This window comes from Pseudohaliea rubra DSM 19751 (genome assembly GCF_000764025.1).
Lineage (GTDB): Bacteria > Pseudomonadota > Gammaproteobacteria > Pseudomonadales > Halieaceae > Pseudohaliea > Pseudohaliea rubra.
This window is the reverse complement of sequence record NZ_KN234746.1, coordinates 60573-83472: the sequence shown is the minus strand read 5'-3', so window position 1 is coordinate 83472 and position 22900 is coordinate 60573. Positions and strand designations below refer to the sequence as shown.

Sequence of the window (22900 nt, the reverse complement as noted above, 5' to 3'; positions counted from 1 at the left end):
GCGCCACCCCTTCGGGTGGCGCCCAGCCCGGGGAGTTGTGGCTCAACTACCGAAGTTCATAGTGACCGAGAGGCCCCATTCCCGCGGCCGGCTGTAGTAGGCCTCGACATAGCCAAGGCCGAGGACGGATACGCCATTGGTCACAAAGATCTCGTCCGTGATGTTAGTGACGAAGCCTGCCACCTCCCAGCGTTCGCTGGCGGAGGTCCAGGTCACCCGACCGTTCCACAGCGTATAGGCTTCAGCCTGCAGCTCCGGCGTGTTCACGGCATCGCGGTACTGGTCGTCGCGATAGATCATGTCCGCGCGCAATGCGAGGTCGCCGCTGGCCAGCGGAACGCGGTACTCCCCGGAGAGGTTGGCGCTGAGTTCCGGTGCATTGATGAGCTCGTTACTTTCCGCGATGCCCGCGCCCGCTGCGGATGCGCCGACGCTGTCGTACTCGGCGTCCAGGAGGCCGATACCACCGGAGAAGTTCCAGTTCGCCGTAGGCATCCACTGGAACTCGAGTTCGCCACCGACAATTGTGGCTTCGCCCGCGTTTTCAATGACTGTTTCGACGTTGCCGCCGCCGAGATCAAGTACTGCCAGGAGCTGAATGTCCGTGTACTCGTTGTAGAACAGTGCGCCGTTGAGAGTAAAGGTATTGTCTGCCCAACTTGATTTGAAGCCGACTTCATAGACGTCAACGAATTCCGGATCGTATGCCTTCGGCGCAATGCCCGACAGGGCCCGGGAGTTATAGCCGCCGGCCTTGTAGCCCCGCGACGCATTGGCGTACCAGAGCAGGTCGTCTGTCTGCTGGTATTCCAGCCCCGCCTTGGGCAGGAACTCGGTCCAGTCGTCTGCCAGCCGCTCCGGGGGTAGCGGCACCTGGCCCGACTCAGGCCTGGAGAGGCCATAGATGTATTCCTTGTCGTCGTGCGTGAAGCGCCCGCCAACGGTCAGGGCGAGCCGGTCCGTGAGGGCGTAGGTGGCTTCGGCGTAGGCGGCGAGGGAGTAGGCCTCGTACTCCGTGGTGATGAACGCCGTGTTGTCTGCGAGACCGCCGGTCACGTCGAAGAGCCCGGACAGCAAGGGTGCGAACAGTTCGCTGTCGCCGTCCTCGTAGAGGCCGAAGACGCCGAGCACGTAATCAAGCCTGCCGTCCATACCCGTGCCGTTCCACTGGAATTCCTGGGTGTACTGAGTGAAGGTTTCCGGGTTGTCGACCTGGACGATATCGAAGGGGGTGTGTTCCGAGTCCCGGCGGATATCGATGTCGTAGTCGCGCACGGCGGTAATGGAACGGAAAAGGCTGTCACCGATGGTCTTGTTGATGGTCAGTGCTGCGCCCCAGATCTCGCCGTCGTCCCGGGTTTCCACGGTGCCGCCCGAGTCGTAGACACACTTGTTGCAGTCATCCAGGGTCTTCACCCACGCCTCACCATAGCGATCGAGGGGTGGTTGCAGGTTGAACTCTTCGACCACCGGCGGTGCCAGCAGGTCATTGATCAGCGAGTCGGTTCCCGGGTCCAGAGCATCAAAACGCACCATGGAGCCTGCGGGCCCGGCCTGCTCCTGCTTCATGTAGTCTGCGGTGAACAGCACCTCCAGCGTATCGCTGGCATCCCAGCGGAAGCTCGCCCGGGCGTCGATCTCGTCGTCTTCGCCCAGGTCCTGGCCGATAAGGTTGCTGCCGAGGCCATCCCGGTTGAAGGTGGCAACGGCAAACTTGGCCGCAAGCCGGTCCGTGAGAGCCATATCATAGTTGGCATAAACATCGAGGCGATCATAGCGGCCCACGGTCACGCCCACTTCGCCGCTGTTGCTGCCCTCGGGCTTGCGGGTGACGATCTTCACTGCCCCGCCGATGGTGTTCCTGCCGTAGAGGGTGCCCTGCGGGCCACGCAGGATCTCGATGCGCTCGATATCCATGAAGCCGAAATCTGCCGCTGCACTGCGGGAGATATAAACGTCGTCGATGTACAGGCCGACGCCCGGCTCGTTCGGGAAGGAGTAATCATCCTGACCGATACCGCGGATGAAAATCTGCGTGGCACTGCCGCCACCGTTCGGAATGCCGCCGTTGATCTCGATGTTCGGTGCAACCTCGCCAAGGCGCCCGAAGCTGTCGACGGAGCGTGCCTTCAAGCCCTCGGCGCCGACGGCGACCATGGAGACGGGGGTGTTCTGGACGCTTTCCTCGCGCTTTCGCGCGGTCACGATCACTTCCTCAATGCCGGCAAAACCTGCCTCTCCTGCGGGATTCTGGGCAAGCGCGGCTGCGGGCACAGCTGTGAGCGAGGCGAGGAGAATCGCCTGGCACAGCGGACGACGGGTGGAGTGCGGGTACTTCATCGTAGTTCTCCTGGCTTTCGCATTATGGTTATCAGCCGTGGTGCCCCGGGGCACCGGGCGCGCGGCCGGGCCGCGCGATTCCAACCTACCAAGCAGTTGTTTGATTTGCAAGTGCATGGCAGCATTGCGAAGCATTCGCGCGCTGGGGCGACAGGAGGAATCACCATGGCAGATGCAGTGAGAGCGGGGGATCGGCCGATCCCCGTGGAGTTGGAAGCGGGTCGGGACTACTTCTGGTGCGCCTGCGGACGCAGCGCGTCACAGCCTTTCTGTGACGGCTCACACCGGGGTACGGACATCACCCCGGTGAAATACACGGCAGCGGCGGCGGGGAAGGTGTTCTTCTGCACTTGCAAGGCGACCGGGGACGTGCCGCGCTGCGACGGTAGTCACAGTCTGTAAGGGTTATGGCGCCCCGCGCAGCGCCCCGTTCATAAAGCTACGCACATCACCGAGCAGTGCCTGCCGGGACGGCTCGTGCACGTACATCATGTGCCCGCCGTGGTAGAAGCGGAAATCCACCCGCTCGGCGCCGATGCCGTGGCGTCGCAGGGTGAATTCCGCGTCGAAGAAGGGTGTGACCAGGTCGTGGTAGCCGCCGGCGACAAACACCCGTAGCGCCGGATTGGCCTCGAGGGCGCGGGCCAGATCGTGCGCTGTGTTCACCCAGGCCGGCTCCCAGGTATCACCGGGAGCTTTCCGGCTCCAGTTCCAGTGCTTGCTGAGCTCCGGGTCCGCCGGGGAAAGATAGGGCCGCTCCCAGGTGATCCCCAGCTCTCCGTGGAGGTAGCTCAGCAGCGCGCCGGTAAAGGCGGCGGAGAACGCATCGCCGGCAGCGTCCGCGCCGGGGCGGTCGGCGAGGTGGTCCACCGGGTCGCCGAGGTAGCGTGCGTCATTCAGGCCCACGGTCAGCCCCTGATCGCGGAGCAGCTCTGCAGCGAAGCGGCGGCCGTTGATGCGCAGGTTCGCACGCTCCACATAGGTCGGAGAAAGGCCGGTGAAGCGCACCAGGCCGTCGCGGACCCGCCTGCGCGCCTGTGGATCCAGTGCGTTGCCGCGGAACAGGGCCGGCAGCAGTTCATCCACGGCGAAGTTCCGGGCATCCTGCAGGAAGGTCTCCAGGTCTGTACCCTCGCGGTCCACCTTGCCGTGGTGCCAGGCGGTGGCTGCCATAGTCGGCACGTAGGTCACGTAGGAAATCAGGTTGTCGCGTACATAGGGGGTTGAGCCGGCGTAGTCCAGCGCCTGGGAGATCATCACCAGGCCGTTCAGGGCGACGCGATACTCATCTTCGAGCAGTTTAGCCACGAGGGCCGCCCGGGTCGTGCCGAAGCTTTCGCCGAGGATGAACTTCGGCGAATTCCAGCGGCCGTTGGCGGCCAGCCAGCGTTTGATGAATTCCGCCATGGACGCCGCATCTTCGGTCAGGCCCCAGAACTCTGTACCTTCGTGGTCGCCGAGAGCGCGGGAATAGCCGGTGCCCACGGGGTCGATGAATACGAGGTCCGTCAGGTCGAGGATCGTTTCCGTGGCGTCGACGATGGGATAGGGCGGCACCCCGGGATGGCTCGCATCGCTTGGTACTACCACCCGCTTGGGTCCGAAGGTGCCCATGTGCAGCCAGAGGGACGCCGAGCCTGGTCCGCCGTTCCAGACGAAGGTGACCGGGCGGTCCTCACTGGCGTCCTTCGCCACATAGGCAAAGCTGAAGATACTGGCGGTGGGTTCGCCGTCGGCGTCGCGCAGGTAGGTCTCGCCTGCCCGCGCCACATAATGTACGGAACTGCCGTTGAAAGAGCCCCGGTGTTCGCTCACGAAGGCGGTGGGTTCGGGAATGGCCGGAGCGGTTTCCTCCGCGTCGGCACGGGCCAGCATCGGCAGGCACAGGAGCAGGCAGAGGTAAATGAAGAGGCGCTTGCGCATGAGGATTCCTTTAGCGGTTGTCGAGGCGTTCGGGCAGCGCGGTTGCAGCGCGGAGCCGATCGAACCAGACGCCGTAGCCGGCGCCGATGAGGTCCAGGGCCATGCTGGCTAGTCCTGCTCGAAGAGGCTTCTGAAAGCGTCCTTATCCGGGTTGCCGATTTTCATCACGTCCGCAAGCACCGCGGTGCCCCGTGCCGTGGCCGGGCGCGCCGCGCAGGCAGCCTCCCAGCGCTTGATGTTCGGCCACTCGTCGATGTCCATGCGGTGCAGCTCGCGGATTTTAGGCATCATCCAGGGGTAGGTGGCCATGTCGGCGATGGTAAAGTCGCCGCAGAGGAACTCCCGGCCTGCGAGGCGTTGCTCGAGGACGCCGTAGAGGCGTCTCGTCTCCCGGTGGTAACGCTCCCGGGCGTAGGGAACATCCTCCGGCGCGTAGCCCATGAAGTGGCCGCACTGGCCGAGCATGGGGCCCATGCTGGCCACTTGAAAGTAGAGCCAGGTCAGCACCTCGTAGCGCGCCGCGCCCGAAGGCGGCAGGAACTGTCCGGTCTTGTCCGCGAGATACTCGAGGATGGCCCCGGACTCGAAAAGCGCGATCGGCTCACCGCCGGGGCCGTCCTCGTCCACGATGGTAGGGACCTTGTGGTTCGGGTTCAGCGCCAGGAAAGCCGGCTCAAACTGCTCGCTGCGCAGGATGTTTACCGGCTCCACCCGGTAGGGCAGACCCATCTCTTCCAGTGCGATGGCCGCCTTGTGGCCGTTCGGTGTCGGCCAGTAATAGAGCGTGATCACACCGGATCCCTGCCCTGGGCTGCGAGGACTTCATTGACCTGGGTGCGGAAGAATGCCGCGCTCTTGTCGCCCTCGAAGTCCTTGTTGAAGAACCAGGTCACCGAGGGGCGCTGGCTCGCCTCGTCGTACCAGGCGGCCAGGGCGTCATGGCCGGCGCGCCAGTCAAAGCCCGGATGCACCGGGTCGCCCTCGCCATAGAAGGCATTGCGGAAGTCCGTGTAGCTGATCATTTGCAGCATGCCGACATGGCCTGCGTCAAAATGCTTCCAGCCCTTTTCCGCCTGCGCATTGAGCTCGGCCAGGCCGCGCTCGATCTTCGGCCAGACCCAGGTGAAGGTCTTCAGGTGCTGCTCCTCTTTCGGGTACCAGCCTTCCATGACCATCTGCACCGTGAGTTCAAACATCATGTCGGAGAGTGCGAGGCGGGTGATGGTTTCGAAGCGCGCCGGGCCGGTCACCGGGAACAGCGGCTCGCCTTCGGTGCGTTGGCTGTCGAAGTACTCGATGATCGCCTGGCTTCCGAAGATCACCTGCCCGGAGTCGAGCGCCAGCGTCGGCACCTTGTCCAGGGGGTTGATGGGCGCCAGCGAGTACTGCCCCGACACGTCCTCGCCGTCGTTATTGAAAAACGGATAGGTCGGGACCAAGGTCACCTGTTCGTGCAAGCCCGCCTCGTGGGCGGCGACAAGTGATTTGTGGATGAACGTGTGAAAAGGGGAGTAGAAAAGCTTCAATGCCGCGCCCTCAGGTTGTTGTTGTAGCCAGTGATAGTGGCACGGTGCTTTCGAGGCGGCAACAGCGGCGCCCGGCGGGCGCCGCTAGCTTTTCAGCTTGCTCAGCCCATGCGATGCAGCGCGCAGAGCTTGTTGCCGGAGGGATCGCGCAGGTAGGCAAGGTAGAGCTTGCCGAGGCCCCCTTCGCGCACGCCGGGCGGATCTTCACAGGCTGTGCCGCCGTTGGCGACGCCCGCCGCGTGCCAGGCATCTGCTGCCTCGGGGCTGGCGGCCGCGAAGCCGATGGTGCTGCCATTGCCGCAGCTCGCAGGCTGTCCGTCGATGGGCCGGGTGAGCGCGAGGATGCCGCTGTCAGTTATGTAGAACACGGGGCCGTGTTCGTCGGTGATGGCCGGGCCGTAGCCCAGGGCACCGAGGGTGGCGTCGTAGAACGCCTTCGAGGCAGACAAATCGTCGGCGCCGAGCATGATGTGGCTGAACATAGATTCTCTCTCCTTGCGGGTGCGGTTAGTGCGCCGCGAGTATAGCCTGCCCGGCTCACCGGTGGGAGCAGTGCGCCTGCAGCGCCACGAATGCCCCCAATGCCCGCAGGGATTACCGCTATCCTCGCCGTGCCGCGACCCTGGGTGACTCTCGCCCCTGGCCTCGTGGGCTGCCTGGTGGCATTGTTGAGCGGCGGAGTGCGCCTTTCGCCGGTACTCTTCGTCTGGAGCGGCCTCGGTGCTGCCTGCGCACCGGTGGTACGGTGTGTGCTGCGCTGGCGTGGCACCATCGGCCGCGGTGTCGTCGCCGGTCTGCTGGTCACTGTGCTGGTGAGCCGCCTCGACCGTTCACAATGCCCGGGAGGAAAGCACGTTGATGGAAATCCAGAGTCAGGCCTTTGAAGTCCGCCGCTATAAGCTCGCCGACACCCGTATCGTCAGCGAAGCCATGGCGACCCCCGAACGCGGAGAGGCGCTGCTGCGCATCGATGCCTTTGCGCTTACGGCGAACAACATCACCTACGGCGTCACTGGCGACATGATCGGCTACTGGCAGTTCTTTCCAGCGGCGGATACGGACTGGGGCCGCATTCCTGTCTGGGGCTTTGCCGACGTGGTGTCGAGCGATGTCGACGGGGTGGCCGAGGGCGATCGCTTCTACGGCTATTTCCCCATGGCGGGCCATCTGCTGGTGCAGCCGGCGGCGGTTGGAGACCGTAGCTTCACCGACGGCGCCGCGCACCGCGCTGAACTGCCGGCCGTTTACAACCAGTACCAGCGCTGCGCGGCCGATCCGCTCTACAGGCCGGAGCACGAGGCAATGTTGATGCTGTTCCGCCCGCTGTTTACCACCGGTTTCTTCATCGACGATTTTCTCGCCGACAACGACTTCTTCGGCGCTGGCACGGTGCTGCTCTCCAGCGCATCCAGCAAGACTGCCGTGGCCCTCGCCTGGCTGCTGCATCGCGCGCGCAAGGGCCAGGTGCGTGTTGTCGGCCTCACCTCTCCGGGCAACAAGCGCTTTGTCGAGTCTCTCGGCTGCTACGATACTGCTGTGACCTACGACGAGCCGGATGCATTGCCGAAGGGCCCGGTTGTCTACGTGGACATGGCCGGGAACGGGGATCTACGCGCGTCCGTCCACGGCCACTATGCAGACAAGCTCGCCTATAGCTGCTCGGTGGGGGTGACGCACTGGGAATCGGCGGCTCTCGGCGGCAATGACAAACTGCCGGGGCCGAAGCCGGAACTGTTTTTCGCACCGACACAGGTCGCAAAGCGCAATAAAGACTGGGGTCCGGCCGTCATTGCCGAGCGCCTTGCCGGGGCCTGGACCCCTTTTGTGGACGCGGCGTCGGGCTGGCTGGCCGTGCGGCGTGAGCACGGCCCCGGGGGCGTCAGCGGTGCCTACAGGAGCCTCCTGGAGAACCGCGCGAATCCGGCCGAGGGTCTTATCCTGTCATTGTGATCGAAGCGCCGGTAGGAGGCGCGTCCCCGCGCCGACAGCGGCCTGATAGGGGGTCACTCTTCAACCGCCGAGGCGGCTCCGCGCGAGGGCGCCCATGAGCCGGCGGCGCAGCCAGCGGGGCAGATTGTCCGCCAGCAGGGTGCTGGCCCGGTTGAGCACACCGGGTACGACGATCGGGTCACCGCGGAGCAGGCCGCGTACACCGGCGCGGGCGACGTCCTCCGGGCTCCCGATCATGACCCCCGGCAACTGCCCGAAGCCCGGCGCGTCGTCGGCCGCGTGGGCGATCATGCTGGTATCCGTGACGCCCGGGCAGAGTGTGGTGACGGTGACGCCGGAGCCGCGCAGCTCCTCGCCCAGCGCCTCGCCGAGGGAGAGCACATAGGCTTTTGTGGCTGCGTAGGCCGCGAGGCCGACCACTGGCTGAAACGCGGCAATGGAGGCCACGTTCAGTACCCGGCCGCTGCCGCGCTTGCGCATGGGAGGCACGAACTGTGCGAGGAGGTCCGTCAGCGTGTCGGTGTTTAGCTGCACCATCCGCTGGAGTGCCGTCTTGTCCATGGCGGTGAAGTAGCCCGCTTCCAGCAGCCCTGCGTTATTCACAAGCACGTCCACCGCCAGCCCCTCGCGCTCCAGGCGCCGGGCGAGGCGGGCAGCTGCACCGGTCTCCAGCAGGTCCGTGGTGCGCACATGGGCCTCGATGGCGTATTTGTCCTGCAAGCGTTTTGCCACGCTGCGCAGCTTCCCGGTACGCCGGGCAACCAGCACGAGGTCGTGGCCGCTGGCAGCAAGCTCGCTGGCGATCGCCTCGCCGATGCCGGCGGAGGCGCCGGTAACCAGCGCGAGATGTCGCTCCTTGCTCATGGGCAGCCTCCCGTTGCGTGCCCGCTCAGGGCGAGAGGGCGAGGTACTCCACATCGATCCGGCGTCCTTCGTCCGGGTCATAGCGGAACAGACCCCGCACCGCGAGACGCCGGCCGAGGTGGGGTGCAAGGTCATCGGCCCAGGCGAGTTCGACGCGGTTGTAGCCGTCGTCCTCGATCCAGTAGTGCTGCGGATCCGGGTGGCTGCGCAGCGTGCCGACGGCGACCACTGTGCGCCCGTCATAGGCCGCCTGCTGTGCTACGAGCTGGTCGAGGGGCACTTCCACGGCCTCCCGGCCATTGCAGGCGGCCAGGGCCGCCAGGGTAAGAACAAGCAGCAGCCGTTGCATGGGTCGCTCCCGCAAAACATTAGGCTAAGTGTAAGAGTTCTTCGCGCTCAAGTCCCGGGGGCATTGCACCAGCCGAGTGGGATGTCACCCGCGAGGCCGCGTCTTCCAGAAGCAGCCCGGGCAATCCCACCTATGCGCAACCGTTGCTAGTGACCACTGCCAGGTCCTGGCTCCGTGCATGGCCTGCAAGCATCTGTTCACAGATGCCTGGCCGGGTAACCGCTCCACTTCCAACGTAGTCGCCTAATGCTGCATGACGTAAAGTCATGACCGTGAGCTACTACGACCGCAATGCCGATATTCTCAGTGAGCGCTACGGCGCCCTGGCGCCCGGAGAGGTTCACGCCAGCTGGGCGGGCGCTGTGCTCGACGGACGTGCGCCGGGGCTTGCCTGTGATGTCGGCGCCGGTAGCGGCAGAGATGCGAACTGGCTTGCCGAAAAGGGCTGGGAGGTCATTGCCGTTGAGCCCAGCCGGGGGATGCGGGATCGGGCCCGGCGGTACCGCCATGCACGCGTCAGCTGGCTCGCTGATTGTCTGCCTGCCCTGGCGCACCTGCGCAGCCTGGGTCACCGTTTCGACCTCATCCTCGTGTCCGCGGTCTGGATGCACCTGCCGCCCAGGGTTCGGGAGCGGGCCTTCCGCGTGCTCAGCGACTGCCTGCGGCCCGGGGGTACGCTGGTGATCACGCTGCGCCATGGCAAAGACGAGGCGGAGAACCGGGAGCGCGGCTTTTATCACGTCTCCGGCGAGGAGCTCCTGGCGCTGGCGCGGAGCCACGCTCTGGCCGCCGTGCTACATACCTGCGCCGAAGACAGCGTCCGCCCGGCTGTCGCTTGGGAAACGCTCGTTTTCTCGGACCTTGTTCCGCAGCCTTGAGGCTCTGGCACCGGCCAGGGGTCGGCCATCCGGACAGGACGGGGTCGCTCCGGCTAACCCTTTTCCGATCGCGACTGCAGCATACGTGCCACGGACTCCCGGGCGCCGGATGCTGCAGGATGAGACGCATCTCAGGGTGATCTTGCGACCTGCGACGGGCTGGCCCTGCAACTGTGACAGCCATCACGTTTTTTCTCTGGATATTGGTTTACGCTAAATGGCATACGGCAACTCAGGCGCGATGTGTGCACCGCTTCCACTCACTCTGCCCCGACGATCGATGACCGAGCCCGACCTGCGTGATGGGATACGCGGCGCACTGCTCGGCCTTGCCGTGGGCGATGCTTTGGGCACGACGCTGGAGTTCAAGGCGCCGGGCTCTTTCCGGCCCATCGATGACATGCTGGGCGGGGGGCCTTTCCAGCTGGCTCCGGGGCAGTGGACGGATGACACCTCCATGGCCCTCTGCCTTGCCGACAGCCTGCTGGCCAGCGGTGGTTTCGATGCCATGGACCAGATGAAACGCTACCTGCGCTGGTGGCACGACGGCTACCGCAGCAGCACGGGCCACTGCTTCGATCTTGGCAACACCGTCCGTGACGCGCTGCTGCGCTTTGAGGAAACCGGTAACGCCGAGGCCGGCAGCAGGGACCCGCAGTCGGCGGGCAACGGCAGCCTCATGCGTCTGGCGCCGATACCGATTTTCTACTGCGGTTCCCCGCTGCAGGCCATCGACGCGGCTGCGGACATGTCACGCACCACCCACGGCGCGGAGGAGGCCGTCGACGCCTGCCGCTACTTCTGCGGCCTGCTGCTCGGGGCCCTGGTCGGGGAGCAGAAGGAGCGGCTCTGCGAGCCCTTCTACCACCCCACCCGGGGCCGCTGGTCCGAGCACGACCTGGCCCTCGCGGTGGGTGCGGTGGCGGCAGGTTCCTACCGCGAGAAGCAACCGCCGGCGATCCGCGGCACCGGCTACGTGGTACGTGCCCTGGAAGCGGCGCTCTGGGCCTTCTGGCACAGTGAGGATTTTCGCAGCGGCGCCATCGCCGCCGTCAATCTCGGCGAGGACGCCGACACTACCGGCGCCATCTACGGCCAGCTCGCGGGCGCCTACTATGGGGAAAGCGCTATCCCGCACCCCTGGTTCTACCGGCTCTTTGATGGCGAGGGCATCCGCGCGCTGGCGGAGGAGCTCTTCGATACCGGCTGTCGTGTGGTGGGCAGGACCGCCTCCGCGTCTTGAACGGCACTCAGCGCCGGTAGATCACCCGGTCTTCCTTGATCGTCTGCTCGACGACGATCCGCTCCAGCTCGTCTTCCGGTACCTCGAGCGGGTTCGCCGACAGCACCGCGAAGTCCGCCAGTTTGCCGGGCTCGATGCTGCCCTTGGCATCTTCCTCGAAGTGCTGCCAGGCCGGCCAGAGCGTCAGGGCCTTGAGCGCCGTAGCTACCGGCACGCGGTGCGCCGGCCCGAGGATGTCACCACTGCGCGAGCGGCGTGTGACCGTTGCCGAGAGCACGCGCATGGAGTCCGGCAGCGCCACCGGTGCGTCGTGGTGGCTGCCGAACATCATGCCCCGCTCCAGCAGCCAGCCCGTGGGCGAGATGTTGTCGGCGCGGGTTGGCCCGAGCACTGATTCCCGGTGCCAGTCGCCCCAGTAGAAGGTGTGCATGGGGAACAGGGAGGGAAAGATAGCGAGCTCCTGGAGGGCGTCGACCTGGTCGCGGCGCAGGGTCTGGCCATGGATCAGCACCGGGCGCACCTCAACGTCTGGATGCCTCTCCCGGGCTGTGCGCACCGCGTCTATGAACTGGTCGATGGCCGCGTCGCCATTGGCGTGGCACAGGAGCTGCCAGCCGTTGGCGAAGGTGCGTTCGACGGAGGCCATGACGGTAGCTTCGTCGATGGCGCCGTAACCGCGGTAGTCCATGGACAGCCCATGGGGCGGGTGGAAATAAGGTTCGCTCAGGTACGCGGTCTTGCCCTGGGGTGAGCCGTCGATGGTCAGCTTGACGCCGCCGACGCGGTAGCGCTTTTTATAGCTGCGGGAGGGGTCGATAGGCTGCACAGCCAGCATATCCGGGTAGGCCACAAGGTCCACGGTGAGCTCGCCGCGCTCGGCGACCCGGCGCATGGCATCGAGGCTCTGCTGCATGGCGCGCCCCTCCTGTACCGTGGTGTAGCCGAAGCTGGCGGCAAACTGCGTCCCGGCCACCACCAGGCTGTCGTGCATGGCGTCTTCCAGACCGCCGATGAACGGGAGGAGCAGGTTGAAAAAGGCTGCTTCCTCGAGCACGCCGTCGGGCTGACGCGAGCCGTCCTCACGGCGGATGACGCCGCCGGGGGGGTTGTCGCTCTCCACCGTGATCCCCGCCAGGGTGAGGGCCTTGCTGTTGCCGACGCCCAGGTGCCCCGACTGGTGGATGATGACGATCGGGTGCTCGGTGGAAATGGCATCCAGCTCCTGCCGCGTGGGGTGGCGACGCTCCGCGAGCTGGGAGTCGTCGTAGCCGAAGCCGATGATCCAGCCCAGCCGCGCCAGGGTGTCCGGGTTTGCCTCGATCCACGCAGCCAGCTGCGCCTGCAGGCTGGGGATGTCCCTGCCTTGCCCGTCGGGTGGGGGCAGGAGGTTGGCGCTGATTGCCTGCAGGCCGATGAGGTAGGCATGGCCGTGGGAGTCGACGAAGCCGGGGAGCAGTGTCCTGCCCGCGAGATCGACATGGCGCGTGTCGGCGTCCGCTGTGGTCAGCACAGCAGCTTCCGACCCCACGGCGAGAATGCGTCCGTTGGCTACGGCGACCGCTTCGGCGACGGGGTTGGCATCGTCGATGGTGAGCACGGTGCCTCCGGCGTAAATTGTGTCCGCTGACTGCGCGCAAAGGGCGGCACTGCACAGGCCGGCGGCGAAAGCGAGGACTGCGCGAATGGGCTGGCGCGCAAGGCGCAGGGGAGAGCTGGTCATGGGCGTGTTACCGGTTCTGCTTTTCTGTTGAGGTAATAGTGCCAGAAAAGCTGCGTCGCGACGCTGCGAAAGGGTCGGTAGCGCTCGCCGAGGGCTTCCAGGGCCTCCGGCCCCGGCGTGTCCTCGAGGCCCTTCACCGCCTGCACGGCTTTTACCAGCGCCAGGTCCCCGGTGGGCCAGAGATCCGGCCGGCGCAGGGCCAGCATCAGGTAGCAGTCTGCGGTCCAGGGGCCGATGCCCGGGACCGCGGTGAGCAGGGTGCGCACCCGGTCGTCCCGGCGTAGGGCCAGGGTGGCGAGGGGCAGCGCACCGTCCTCGATGGCCTGCGCTGCCAGGCGGCTGTAGCGCTGCTTCTGGCGGCTCACCCCGGCACTGCGGAGCGCGTCGTCGTCGAGGCTGAGCCACGCGGCGGGGGTAAAGGCCGGGAGGAGGGCGTCCACTTTATCGAGGGTTGCCCTGGCCGAGGCAAGGGAGACCTGCTGCTCCAGGATGATGTAGACCAGGGTGCGAAAGCCCGGGGGTCGCGACCGGAATGCCGGTGGACCATGGCGCCCGACGATGGCAGCGAGATCCGGGTCCGCAGCCGCAAGGGCAGCGATGGCCGAGCGATGGCTGCTGGGTGTGAGCGCGCGCATGGGACCATGCTAGCACCGTCGGTGGTCGTGCTGTCACAATACGGGGCCCCAACAAGGAGCAGGGACATGGACAAGCAGCGGGATTTCGATATCGTGATCTACGGCGCCACCGGCTTTACCGGCCGCCTCGTCGCCGAATATCTGGCTCAACAGCAGGGCCACGGCCTCAGCTGGGCCATGGCAGGGCGCAACGCCGACAAGCTCGCTGCGGTGCGCGACGAGATCGGTGCGCCGGCGGACACGCCCCTGGTGACCGCCGACGCAAGGGACTCGTCATCCCTCGAGGCGATGGCCGGTGGCGCACGCTGCATTATCAGCACCGTGGGCCCCTACCAGCTGTATGGCAGCGATCTGGTCGCCGCCTGCGCCCGCCAGGGTACAGACTACGTCGACCTCTGCGGGGAGCCGCTGTGGATGCGCGAGATGATTGCCTCGCATCAGGCCGCCGCGCAGGCCAGCGGTGCCCGCATTGTGTTCAGCTGCGGTTTCGACTCCATTCCCTTCGACCTCGGTGTGCTCTACCTGCAGGACGCCGCGCGGGAGAAGTTCGGTGCGCCCTGTCCCCGCGTGCGCGGCCGGGTGCGGGCCATGAACGGTGAGTTCTCCGGCGGCACCGCTGCGTCTCTCGGCGCCACCATGGCAGCGATCAAGGCCGCTCCGGAGCTCCTCAACGCCCTGATCGACCCCTTCGCTCTGGCCGAGGGGTTTCGCGGTCCGGAGCAGCCCGCGGACAACAAGCCCTTCGAGGACGAGCTTCTCGGCCAGTGGGTCGCGCCGTTCATTATGGCCACCATCAACAGCAAGAACATTCACCGTTCCAACGCGCTCCTGGGGCATGCCTACGGCGAGGACTTCCGCTACGACGAGATGATGCTCACGGGCCCCGGGGAGCAGGGCAAGGCGGCGGCGGAGTATGTGGCCAAGGCCGATCCCCTCGGGGGCGATGACGCGCCCAAGCCCGGCGAGGGACCCTCGAAGGAAGCCCGCGAGGCGGGCAACTATGATGTGCTGTTCGTGGGCACCACGGCCGACGGCCGGGAAATCCGTGCTTCCGTCAGCGGCGACATGGATCCGGGGTACGGCTCCACCTCGAAGATGATCAGCGAGAGTGCCGTATGCCTGGTCTCGGAGTGTGCCGACCTGCCCGGTGGCATTTATACGCCGGCGCCGGCCCTGGGGCAGAAGCTTGTCAAACGCCTCGAGGCGCATGCCGGCCTGAGCTTCCGCCTGGAGTAGAGACGGAACAACCCGGAGCTGCCGTCGATGAAAGCCCGCGCCTTCCTGAGTTTCTGTGCCTTGCTGCTGCCGACCCTCGCATTGGCGGAGCCCGGTTCGCTGGTGGTCAGCACCGTGGCTGCTGAGACGGGGCGCGCGCTGGACGACGTGCGTGTTGTCGTGACCGATCGCGATGGGCGGGCCTTGGAAGCGCGCTCGGACAAGGGTGGCGTGGCGCGTTTCGAAGCGCTGGAAGAGGGGTTCTTTTTCGTGGCGGCACAGGCTGATGGACGCGCCGCCGTCGAGGAACCCGTGTTCCGCGTGATCGCCCGCCGTGTCGCTACGCTTGAGCTGCGGCTGCCGGCTCTCGGGGTAGCGGCGGGCCCCGTCCTCGAGGAAGTGCGGGTGGTTGCCCGGGCCCGGCAGGCGGACGGCCTGGACGGGGTGAGCAGCACCTTTCGCAACCGCGACGAGCTGCGCAACGCCGTGGGTGCTGGCCCCGACGTGATGCGTGCCCTCGACGGTCTCCCGGGCCTTGCCTCCGACGGCGCCTTTGCCGGCTTCACGGTGCGTGGCCGTGGCCCGCGTAATAATCTTATCTTCGTTGACGACTTTCCCCTCGACAAAGTGGTGCACTTTGATCAGACCATCGGCGAGGAGGACGACATTGCCGGCGGCGGCCGCTTCTCGATCTTCGCGCCCAACTCTGTAGCCGGCGCTGAATTCTCCCCCGGCGGCTGGGGCTCGGCCTATGGTGGTCGCGCGGGCTCGCTGCTGCGCCTGGAGCTCGCCGAGGGTGGGCTTACGCCGGTCACCAGCCTGCGCCTTGATGTGGCCGGCGCGGAGTTCACCTACGACGGGCCGTCGGGTATCGACGACGATACCTCCGTGTTCTTTACGGCCCGGCGCTTCGACTTCGGCAACCTGTTCGAGCTGATCGGGCAGGAAGATATCGGCACGCCGAAGGTGACCGATATCATTCTTAAGACCACCACGCAGCTCACTGAGCGCGATGAACTGCAGTTTCTGCTGATTCATGCCCCGGAGGACTACACCCGGGACCTGGGCAACGTCGCCGAGGACGATGACTTCGACGACACGTCCTTGATCCGCGCCGAGCAGGACCTCTCGCTGGCGGGCGTGACCTGGCGCCGCCTTGTCGGCGACAGCGGCGAATGGGCCAATCGCCTCTACCTGCGCAGCAGCGACAAGGACTCGACCCAGGGAGAGGCCTTCCCGGACCTGCTGCCGGCCGGCGGCAATCCGTCGGCCATTCCGGTGCGGGAGAACGTTTTCTCCATCCTCGAAAAGGAAGAGGAGATCGGCTGGCGCAGTGACTTCACTACCTTCAACCGCTTCGGCGAGTTCTCGGCGGGCCTTCGCGTCGTGCATCAGGACGCGGACTTCGAGACGCGGCTGGATGGCCCCTGGGTCCGCTATGTGTATGAAAGCGACGATCCGCGGCCCCCGGGGCAGCAGTATATTGTCTGGCAGCCCGCGTTCATCGACGCAAGCTTTGCAAGAACGGGCACCAATGTTTCTGCCTATGCGGAGCAGGTGTTCGAGCTGGGGCGCTTCGAACTTCGCCCCGGGCTGCGCGTGGACCGCGACGACTTCTCGGAAGAGACTTATGTCGCCCCGCGCTTTTCCCTGGGCTATGCAGCTTCGCCGGAGCTGCGCTTCTCGCTGACCAGCGGTCTCTTGTACGAATCGCCCCGCTTCATCGTGCGCGCGGCGGATCCGGTGAACTTCGACCTCGCCAATGAGGAAATCGCTCACCTCAGCCTGGGCGTTGACTATGACCTGAGCGACAGCTTGAACATGATTGCCGAGGTGTACTACCAGGTGCTCGACGACCTGGTTGTCGATCAGAGCCGGGCCACGGGCCGCGCCTTGAATAGCGGGGAGGGCACCAATGCAGGCTTCGACCTGGTGCTGCAGCGGGCCTTCGGCAACGGCTGGTCCGCAGACTTTACCTACTCCTGGAACCGCGGTCGTCAGGACGACAACGACGGCCGCAGTAGCTACAGGCCGGATTTCAGCCGCGAGCACTTTGCCTCCCTCGGCGCCCGCTGGGAGGTGACGGACCGGCTCCAGCTCGCGGCCCGCTGGAAGTGGGGCAGCGGCCGCCCGGGGGACCGCTTCATCATCCACGAGGATGTGCTGCCTCCGACCTTCGGTCTCACCCGTGCCTCGAAGGAGATCACCGAGGTCAACGCCACCACGCTGGGTGATTATCAATCCCTCAATGTGCGTGTGGATTACCGTCGTCGCATGGGGGGCATGGATCTGGTGCTGTTCCTCGACGTCATCAATGTTTACGGCGCGGACCGGGGCTCGCCGCTGGAGTTCAACCCGATCAGCGGCGCGCAGATCGACGAGGACGCGAGCCCCTTCCCGCAGTTCGGGCTGATTCTCGAGAAGGCCTGGTAGTCGAGTAGTGCCGCACTCCCGTTCTCCCTTTCCCGTTCGCCTGGCCCGGCAGGCGCGCCGCTGGCACAAGTGGACCGGTACGCTGTTGAGCGTGGTGATGACGGTGCTTGCGGTGACCGGCGCGCTCGTGGCCTTCAAGAAGGAGTGGGATTACCTGCAGCCGGCTGCCCGCCGTGGCGAGCCGGCGCCGATCACCGCGATGATCCCGCCAGCCGACGTAGCCGGGATCGTCCTCGCCCTGGACCTCCCGGAAGCGCAGGGCCTCGAAGACATCAACCGCATTGAGCTGCGCCCGGGCAAGCACCTGTACAAGGTCCGCCTGGAAAGCGCGGGCACCTGGTCCTCTCCGCGGGAAATCCAGGTGGACGCCAGTACCGGTGCTGTGCTGAACAGCGGCGTACGCGGCGACCAGCTGTGGATGGACATCCATTCTTTCGCGGTGTTCGGCCAGGGCACCAAACTGGTGCTTATGACCCTCGCCGGCATCTCTCTGCTCTGGCTGTCCCTGTCCGGGCTCTATCTCTTTGGCTTCCCGCCCTGGCACCGCGCCCGTAAGCGCCGCCGCCAAAGCACCCTCTGAAGCTCTGTTGTTCCCGGTTGGGGCCGGCGCCGTCCGGCGCGATTCTTGCTGTCAACTTTCGCTGAAGACACTGGCGTTACTTTTCGCAAACTATGCGCAATCCTCCCCTGACAGCTCAGGAGCCCAACCCCATGAGAGTCCTCAAACTGATCTTCGCCTTTACTACCGCCTTTCTCACCGCCTTTCACGCCAGCGCCGAGGAGAAACCCATGCGCCCCGACTATCCCTATGTTTACCACCTCGTCCAGGCCCGCCTCTGGGAACCGGTGGTAGAAAACAATGGCACCTACTATCCGCCCACCTACGAGGCCGACGGCTTTACCCACGCCACCGCCAACCCCGCGGCGCTGATGAACGTGGCCAACCATTTTTACAAGGGCGTGGACGGCACCTGGTACTGCCTGCGCATGACCGAGGAGAGCCTGGAGGCCACCGGTGTTAAAACGATCTGGGAAGGCACCGCCCCCGTTGGCGCTATCGAGCCCGAGTTCGAAGGCTCCGACGACGAGCTGTTCCCGCACATCCTCGGCGGCATCAAACCGGCCGCGGTGCTGGAGGTCATTCCGGTAGAACGTGCCGCCAACGGCAGCTTCCTCGCCGTCTCCGGCGTCACCGACTGAAACGAACTCGCGCGCCGCTCCCCGCTGTGGGAGCGGCGTCCCGCCGCAACTACGCCGCAATGGCCTCCTCTACAGGAGCGGCACCCCGTCGCGACCTTCGATGCTAAAACAACGCCCCTGAGGCAAAACGGCAGCTCTGCCGCGACACCCTGATGAAACCCGCGCGAAAATGCGACCTGTGCGCCCATACAGCATTTACGCCCTCGCCACGGCAGCTAAGCTGTGTAGGAGCCCGCCGGAAAAAGGCCCGCCCATGCCTCGCATCGCCCTAAGCCTCCTCGCCGCCCTCGCGCTTCCCGTCGCCGCCCAGACCGGCAGCCACCTCGGCAACCTAAGCGCCAACCCCTACGCGCCGGACTCCACCGCCAACCCCTACGGCGCCGGCAGCCGCTACGACGCCAACAGCATCAACAACCCGTACGGCCGCTACGGCAGTCCCTATAGCAACCAGTCCGCGAACAACCCCTATGCCACCCAGGCGCCGAAGCTCTACGACAGCCAGGGCAACTACCGCGGTCGTCTGAGCAGCAACCCCCACGACCCCGAGTCGGTGTCGAACCCTTACGGCCGCTACGGTAGCCAGTACTCGCCGGACTCGATCAATAATCCCTACGGGGCGGGGAACCCCTACGCGCCGGATAGCCCGACGAACCCGTTCGGCAGCGGGCTGCGCATTATCGGGGACGATTGAGCGGGCTATCGCGCTGGATGTTTGGCTTTGGCAAAAAAGACGAAGAGGGACGGCAGGTTCGCGTTGAGCACCGAGGCAAGCACACCCGGCTATCGCGAACCGGTGGTGCAGCGGTGCGCGCAGAGGCCCGCGCGGGTCCGCTCGGCGCAACGGTCAATTCCTCGAAAGGGCTGCGCCTCTCTGCGCGCCTTGCCCGCGGCGCACGCTTTGGTCTGCAGAACGGCCGCACCCAGTTCATCGGCCGTTGGCGCAATGGGCCCTTTGCGCTGAACGCCTCGAAGAGCGGCATCAGCGCGTCGGTGAAAACCGGCGCCGGCACCCTCAACCTGCTGAAGCCGCGCTACTCGTCCTTCAAGGTCGCCGGTGTGCAGGTGCGGGGGCAGCATGCGGTGGTGGCGCAGTTGGCGGTTATGGGGATGCAGGTGGGGTTCGCGCTGGTTATGACGGCTTTGCGCTTGGTAACCTGGGCAACCTGGTTGCTATGGCTTGCCCTTCGTTTCCTGTGGGACCTGCTTCGGGGAATGGTTCAAGGCTTCGGCGAGATCGATACTTGAGCTGACCCTATGCACGTCCATCTTCGCTGCAGTAGCTCAACGTCGCAAGCGAAACCCGGTTGGGCAGTGCTGCTCTTATCTGTGCAGCTTGCTCCAGGCAGAGGCGGCCAGGCGATGCGATGACGAGGGGGCCAGAAACAACAGCTTTATATTCTGCGAAGTGGCTTTGGTAAATGCGAAAAGGTCTTTACGAGCGAGTCATCGATGAGGGGTTATCCGATGCTCTTTCAAACACCAGCTTTGATACCCAGCGTGAAAAGCTCGAACCGGGTGACAGTCACACGATTCTGGCCCAGCACCTTTCCGACCTCATTGCGCGAGCTCTGCGCAGCCTGCCAAAGCGCGATCAGATTGAGCAACAGCGAGCACTCGTCAATCAGATTATCGAACTTCTGAGCAGTCGCGATAAGGGTGGGTTCATCGGTGCCCGGTTGACGAGCAACGTAGAACGACTGATGGCGGTCACCGATGTGGGTTGTCATCTTGCTCGGCCCGATACACCCATCAGTGAAACGAGCTTGCTTACCGGTACGAGGCTTGATCCCAGCCTGCTGTCACAGATCAAGCAGGAGATGGCAACAGCAGATCAGGTCGACATACTCTGCTCGTTTATCAAGTGGGGCGGCATCGGGCTTCTGCAGGATGCCCTGGAAGAATTCACCAGCCGACCGGGCACCCGCTTACGGGTCCTTACTACGAGCTACATGGGCGCCACAGATCTGAAGGCGGTAGCCTTCCTGGCATCACTGCCGGATACCGAGGTTAAGGTTTCCTACGATGTCCACCGAACCCGGCTTCACGCGAAGGCCTATCTCTTTGAGCGCCATACGGGATTCAGCACGGCATACATTGGTTCCGCGAATCTCTCGCGCCCCGCGCTTACGGAGGGACTGGAATGGACGGTGAAGGTAACCGAGCACGCTGACCGGCATATCTGGGAAAAAGTTCGCGGGACTTTCGAGACCTATTGGCGCGATGGTGAATTTGAAGCCTTTGAAGAGGATCGTTTGCGGTTGGCGCTCCAGGAGGAGAGAGGCACGGCTACCGATGGACCATTGCCGGTATTTGAACTAAGGCCTTACCAGTTCCAAGAGGAGGTGCTACAAGCACTGGAGGAAGATCGCGCCTCCAAGTCGGCGCCGCACCGACAACTAGTGGTTGCCGCGACAGGTACCGGAAAAACCATGATCGCGGCTTTCGACTATTGCCGCTTTTCAGCGATGCACGGCGGAGACCGTCCACCGCTACTGGTTGTGGCGCACCGCCTCGAGATACTGCGGCAAACAATGCACACCTTTCGTGCTGTCCTTCGAGACCAGAATTTCGGTGAATTGCTCGATGGCATGCATGAGCCAACCCAATCAAAACACCTGTTTGCGACGGTCAATACTCTTCATCAACGGCGCTTGCCTCAACAGTGGGATGTGAAAGCGTTTCAATATGTGGTTATCGACGAGACCCATCGTTCGGCTGCTGCCAGCTACAGGGGCATTCTTGATTTCTTGAGACCAGACGTTCTCCTTGGACTTACCGCTACGCCCGAGCGGGCAGATGGCGAAGTCGTGCTTCGCTATTTTGATGATCGTATCGTCAGCGAAATTCGGCTGCCGGATGCAATCAATCGGCGCCTGGTTGTGCCTTTTCATTATTACGGCGTCTCAGATGTCGAGGGGATCAACTATTCTCCCTTGAAGTGGGAGCGGGGAGGTTTTCGAACCTCAGAACTCGATAACCTCGTTACTGGCAACGATCTCCGCGCGCAGCATGTCGTTGACCAGTGTCGCAAGCGATTGATGGACGTGCATGGTGTCTGTGCTTTGGGCTTCTGTGTCAGCGTGCGGCACGCCGAATATATGGCCCGATTTTTCGAGAGGTCCGGTATCTCCGCAGGGGCTTTGTCTGCCGACAGCCCGGTGGCGTATCGTAGCGAGATACAACAGCGCCTGCGCCGCCGGGAAATCAATTTCCTCTTCGTGGTGGATCTTTACAACGAAGGAGTCGATATCCCGGAAATTGATACGGTGCTGTTCCTTCGCCCGACCGAGAGCCTGACGGTCTTCCTGCAGCAGCTCGGTCGAGGACTGCGGTTGACCGATGAAAAAGACTACCTCACCGTGCTGGATTTTGTTGGTCAGATGCACCGGAAGTTCAGGTTTGATCTACGCCTGAAAGCGCTCTCTATGAATCCGGGCGTCGATATCAGGCGCGAATTGGAGCAGGGCTTTCCACATTTGCCTGCAGGCTGTGCGGTGCAGTTAGAGCGGGTGGCTAAAGAGCGAGTGTTGCGCAATATACGGGACTCTCTTCTGGCTAATGAGTCGAAGCTGGTTCGCGATATTGCTGACTTTTCTCTGGATACGGGCAAGCCACTGACCTTCGCCGCATTCCTGGAGCATCACCGGCTGACTCCAGAAGATATTTACCGTCGCAACACCTGGTCCGCCCTCTGTGCTCGCGCACAGGTCACAGGGGAGCCCTTCGCGCCGGATAATGCTGTGTTTGCAAAGTGGCTTCGTCGGATATCGCATGCAGACGACGAGCTGCGACTCGCTCGTTGGCATGAATGGTTGAGTGATGGCGAAGGCAACGACCCCCTGATACTGGCCTTGTTGTCGACGCTGATCCGTCCGCTCGGTCTCGCGGATCCTCAGCTGCTCTGGGACAGGCTGAACGAGAACCCGGCTGTTCTCGCGGAGGCTAGAGAGCTTGTGGATTGGCTTATGGCGCGTCCCGGTGTTATCCGCAGGCCGTCCTCTCCGGAGGGTATTTGGTTGGTCCCGCATGCCCGTTATACCCGAGATGAGATCCTGTCGTTGTCGGGTGATTGGACCTGGACGTCGCGCCCGCCAGTCCAGGCAGGCGTCCGTTACCTCAGAAAAAAGCAGTTAGATCTATTCTTCGCGACAATTCAGAAGAACGAGATGCACTACAGCCCTACAACGCTTTACGAGGACTACGCGATCAGTGACGAGCGTTTTCATTGGCAGTCTCAGAGCACGACGTCCGAAACTTCACCGACCGGGCGCCGCTATATCAATCACACGTCGCTAGGGACGATGCCGCTATTATTTGTGCGGTCGATCGCTAAGGCAGCGAATTACTCCCAGCCATACTATTACCTCGGCTCGCTGGAGTATGAGCACCATGAAGGCAGCCGGCCCATGAGCATCACGTGGAAGTTGAAACAGCGTATGCCCGCGCGCTTGGTGAGAGAATTCCAGACTCTTGCCGTAGCTTGAGTCGAGGTACGATCAAAGCCAGCTTGAGGCGTGCTACTGGGTTGTTCGATAACGAACATCCTGACCCTTTGCTGCAAAGCTGATGTGCGAGCCGGAGGCAAGCAGCTGCGGGTTAGTGCCGCGCCGCGTGGCGATGATGT

21 protein-coding genes are annotated in these 22900 nt (G+C 64.3%); 12 read left to right on the top strand and 9 right to left on the bottom strand.

The window, feature by feature from the left end; genetic code table 11:
- Positions 1-42: 42 nt before the first annotated feature.
- On the bottom strand, positions 43-2340 hold the full coding sequence (locus HRUBRA_RS01540; protein ID WP_035513853.1) for a TonB-dependent receptor: 2298 nt from the start codon (positions 2338-2340) through the stop codon (positions 43-45).
- Positions 2341-2505: 165 nt separating this feature from the next.
- Between HRUBRA_RS01540 and HRUBRA_RS01535 the strand changes: the two genes are divergently transcribed.
- Entirely contained in the window at positions 2506-2742 is a 237-nt protein-coding gene (locus tag HRUBRA_RS01535) for a CDGSH iron-sulfur domain-containing protein (protein ID WP_035513851.1), read from the top strand.
- 3 nt (positions 2743-2745) lie between these two features.
- On the opposite strand, the gene HRUBRA_RS01530 is transcribed toward HRUBRA_RS01535, so the two are convergent.
- The 4 genes from HRUBRA_RS01530 to HRUBRA_RS01515 form a co-directional block, all read right to left on the bottom strand.
- Positions 2746-4263, bottom strand: coding sequence for a S10 family peptidase (locus HRUBRA_RS01530; RefSeq protein ID WP_035513848.1), 1518 nt, complete (start codon positions 4261-4263; stop codon positions 2746-2748).
- A 108-nt stretch (positions 4264-4371) separates the two neighbouring features.
- On the bottom strand, positions 4372-5055 hold the full coding sequence (locus HRUBRA_RS01525) for a glutathione S-transferase family protein (RefSeq protein ID WP_035513845.1): 684 nt from the start codon (positions 5053-5055) through the stop codon (positions 4372-4374).
- Complete coding sequence (locus HRUBRA_RS01520) at positions 5052-5789, bottom strand: glutathione S-transferase family protein (protein WP_035513843.1); 738 nt, start codon at positions 5787-5789, stop codon at positions 5052-5054. Before HRUBRA_RS01520 ends, HRUBRA_RS01525 begins: the two co-directional genes overlap by 4 nt.
- A 101-nt stretch (positions 5790-5890) precedes the next feature.
- Positions 5891-6271 (bottom strand): VOC family protein, encoded by a 381-nt coding sequence (locus HRUBRA_RS01515; RefSeq protein ID WP_035513842.1) that lies wholly within the window; start codon positions 6269-6271, stop codon positions 5891-5893.
- A 90-nt stretch (positions 6272-6361) separates the two neighbouring features.
- On the opposite strand from HRUBRA_RS01515, the gene HRUBRA_RS15085 reads away from it, so the two are divergent.
- Positions 6362-6673 (top strand): hypothetical protein, encoded by a 312-nt coding sequence (locus tag HRUBRA_RS15085; protein ID WP_161787584.1) that lies wholly within the window; start codon positions 6362-6364, stop codon positions 6671-6673.
- Positions 6648-7739, top strand: a complete 1092-nt coding sequence (locus HRUBRA_RS01510; RefSeq protein ID WP_035513840.1) for a DUF2855 family protein — start codon at positions 6648-6650, stop codon at positions 7737-7739. The genes HRUBRA_RS15085 and HRUBRA_RS01510 overlap by 26 nt, the downstream gene beginning before the upstream one ends.
- Positions 7740-7799: 60 nt before the next feature.
- Here HRUBRA_RS01510 and HRUBRA_RS01505 read toward each other — a convergent pair whose 3' ends face one another.
- A complete protein-coding gene (locus HRUBRA_RS01505; protein ID WP_035513839.1) occupies positions 7800-8603 on the bottom strand; it encodes an SDR family NAD(P)-dependent oxidoreductase in 804 nt (267 codons plus the stop codon).
- A 25-nt stretch (positions 8604-8628) separates the two neighbouring features.
- Positions 8629-8952 carry a hypothetical protein gene (locus tag HRUBRA_RS01500; RefSeq protein ID WP_035513838.1) on the bottom strand — a complete coding sequence of 108 codons (324 nt, stop codon included), beginning with the start codon at positions 8950-8952 and terminating at the stop codon, positions 8629-8631.
- 266 nt (positions 8953-9218) lie between these two features.
- Here HRUBRA_RS01500 and HRUBRA_RS01495 point away from each other — a divergent pair, with 266 nt between their 5' ends.
- Together HRUBRA_RS01495 and HRUBRA_RS01490 are read left to right on the top strand one after the other, a co-directional pair.
- Positions 9219-9830 (top strand): class I SAM-dependent methyltransferase, encoded by a 612-nt coding sequence (locus HRUBRA_RS01495; protein WP_035513837.1) that lies wholly within the window; start codon positions 9219-9221, stop codon positions 9828-9830.
- Positions 9831-10110: 280 nt separating this feature from the next.
- Complete coding sequence (locus HRUBRA_RS01490) at positions 10111-11073, top strand: ADP-ribosylglycohydrolase family protein (protein WP_035513836.1); 963 nt, start codon at positions 10111-10113, stop codon at positions 11071-11073.
- 7 nt (positions 11074-11080) lie between these two features.
- Here the strand turns inward: HRUBRA_RS01490 and HRUBRA_RS01485 are convergent, their stop codons facing one another.
- Together HRUBRA_RS01485 and HRUBRA_RS01480 are read right to left on the bottom strand one after the other, a co-directional pair.
- Entirely contained in the window at positions 11081-12793 is a 1713-nt protein-coding gene (locus tag HRUBRA_RS01485; RefSeq protein ID WP_035513835.1) for an amidohydrolase, read from the bottom strand.
- On the bottom strand, positions 12790-13428 hold the full coding sequence (locus HRUBRA_RS01480) for a DNA-3-methyladenine glycosylase family protein (RefSeq protein WP_035513834.1): 639 nt from the start codon (positions 13426-13428) through the stop codon (positions 12790-12792). The genes HRUBRA_RS01485 and HRUBRA_RS01480 overlap by 4 nt, the downstream gene beginning before the upstream one ends.
- 66 nt (positions 13429-13494) lie before the next feature.
- Here HRUBRA_RS01480 and HRUBRA_RS01475 point away from each other — a divergent pair, with 66 nt between their 5' ends.
- The 7 genes from HRUBRA_RS01475 to HRUBRA_RS01445 all read left to right on the top strand — a co-directional run bounded on the left by HRUBRA_RS01475 (position 13495) and on the right by HRUBRA_RS01445 (position 22760).
- Positions 13495-14664 (top strand): saccharopine dehydrogenase family protein, encoded by a 1170-nt coding sequence (locus HRUBRA_RS01475; protein WP_035513833.1) that lies wholly within the window; start codon positions 13495-13497, stop codon positions 14662-14664.
- Between the two features lie 27 nt (positions 14665-14691).
- Positions 14692-17076, top strand: coding sequence for a TonB-dependent receptor (locus HRUBRA_RS01470; protein WP_035513832.1), 2385 nt, complete (start codon positions 14692-14694; stop codon positions 17074-17076).
- 7 nt (positions 17077-17083) lie between these two features.
- The gene (locus tag HRUBRA_RS01465) at positions 17084-17656 is read left to right on the top strand and encodes a PepSY-associated TM helix domain-containing protein (RefSeq protein WP_144244341.1); all 573 of its coding nucleotides are present in this window, start codon (positions 17084-17086) and stop codon (positions 17654-17656) included.
- A 131-nt stretch (positions 17657-17787) separates the two neighbouring features.
- The gene (locus HRUBRA_RS01460; protein ID WP_035513829.1) at positions 17788-18276 is read left to right on the top strand and encodes a DUF952 domain-containing protein; all 489 of its coding nucleotides are present in this window, start codon (positions 17788-17790) and stop codon (positions 18274-18276) included.
- 253 nt (positions 18277-18529) lie between these two features.
- Positions 18530-18967 (top strand): hypothetical protein, encoded by a 438-nt coding sequence (locus HRUBRA_RS01455; RefSeq protein WP_035513828.1) that lies wholly within the window; start codon positions 18530-18532, stop codon positions 18965-18967.
- A 17-nt stretch (positions 18968-18984) separates the two neighbouring features.
- On the top strand, positions 18985-19521 hold the full coding sequence (locus HRUBRA_RS01450) for a hypothetical protein (protein WP_035513826.1): 537 nt from the start codon (positions 18985-18987) through the stop codon (positions 19519-19521).
- Between the two features lie 173 nt (positions 19522-19694).
- Positions 19695-22760 (top strand): DUF3427 domain-containing protein, encoded by a 3066-nt coding sequence (locus tag HRUBRA_RS01445; protein ID WP_035513824.1) that lies wholly within the window; start codon positions 19695-19697, stop codon positions 22758-22760.
- Positions 22761-22900 lie beyond the last annotated feature (140 nt).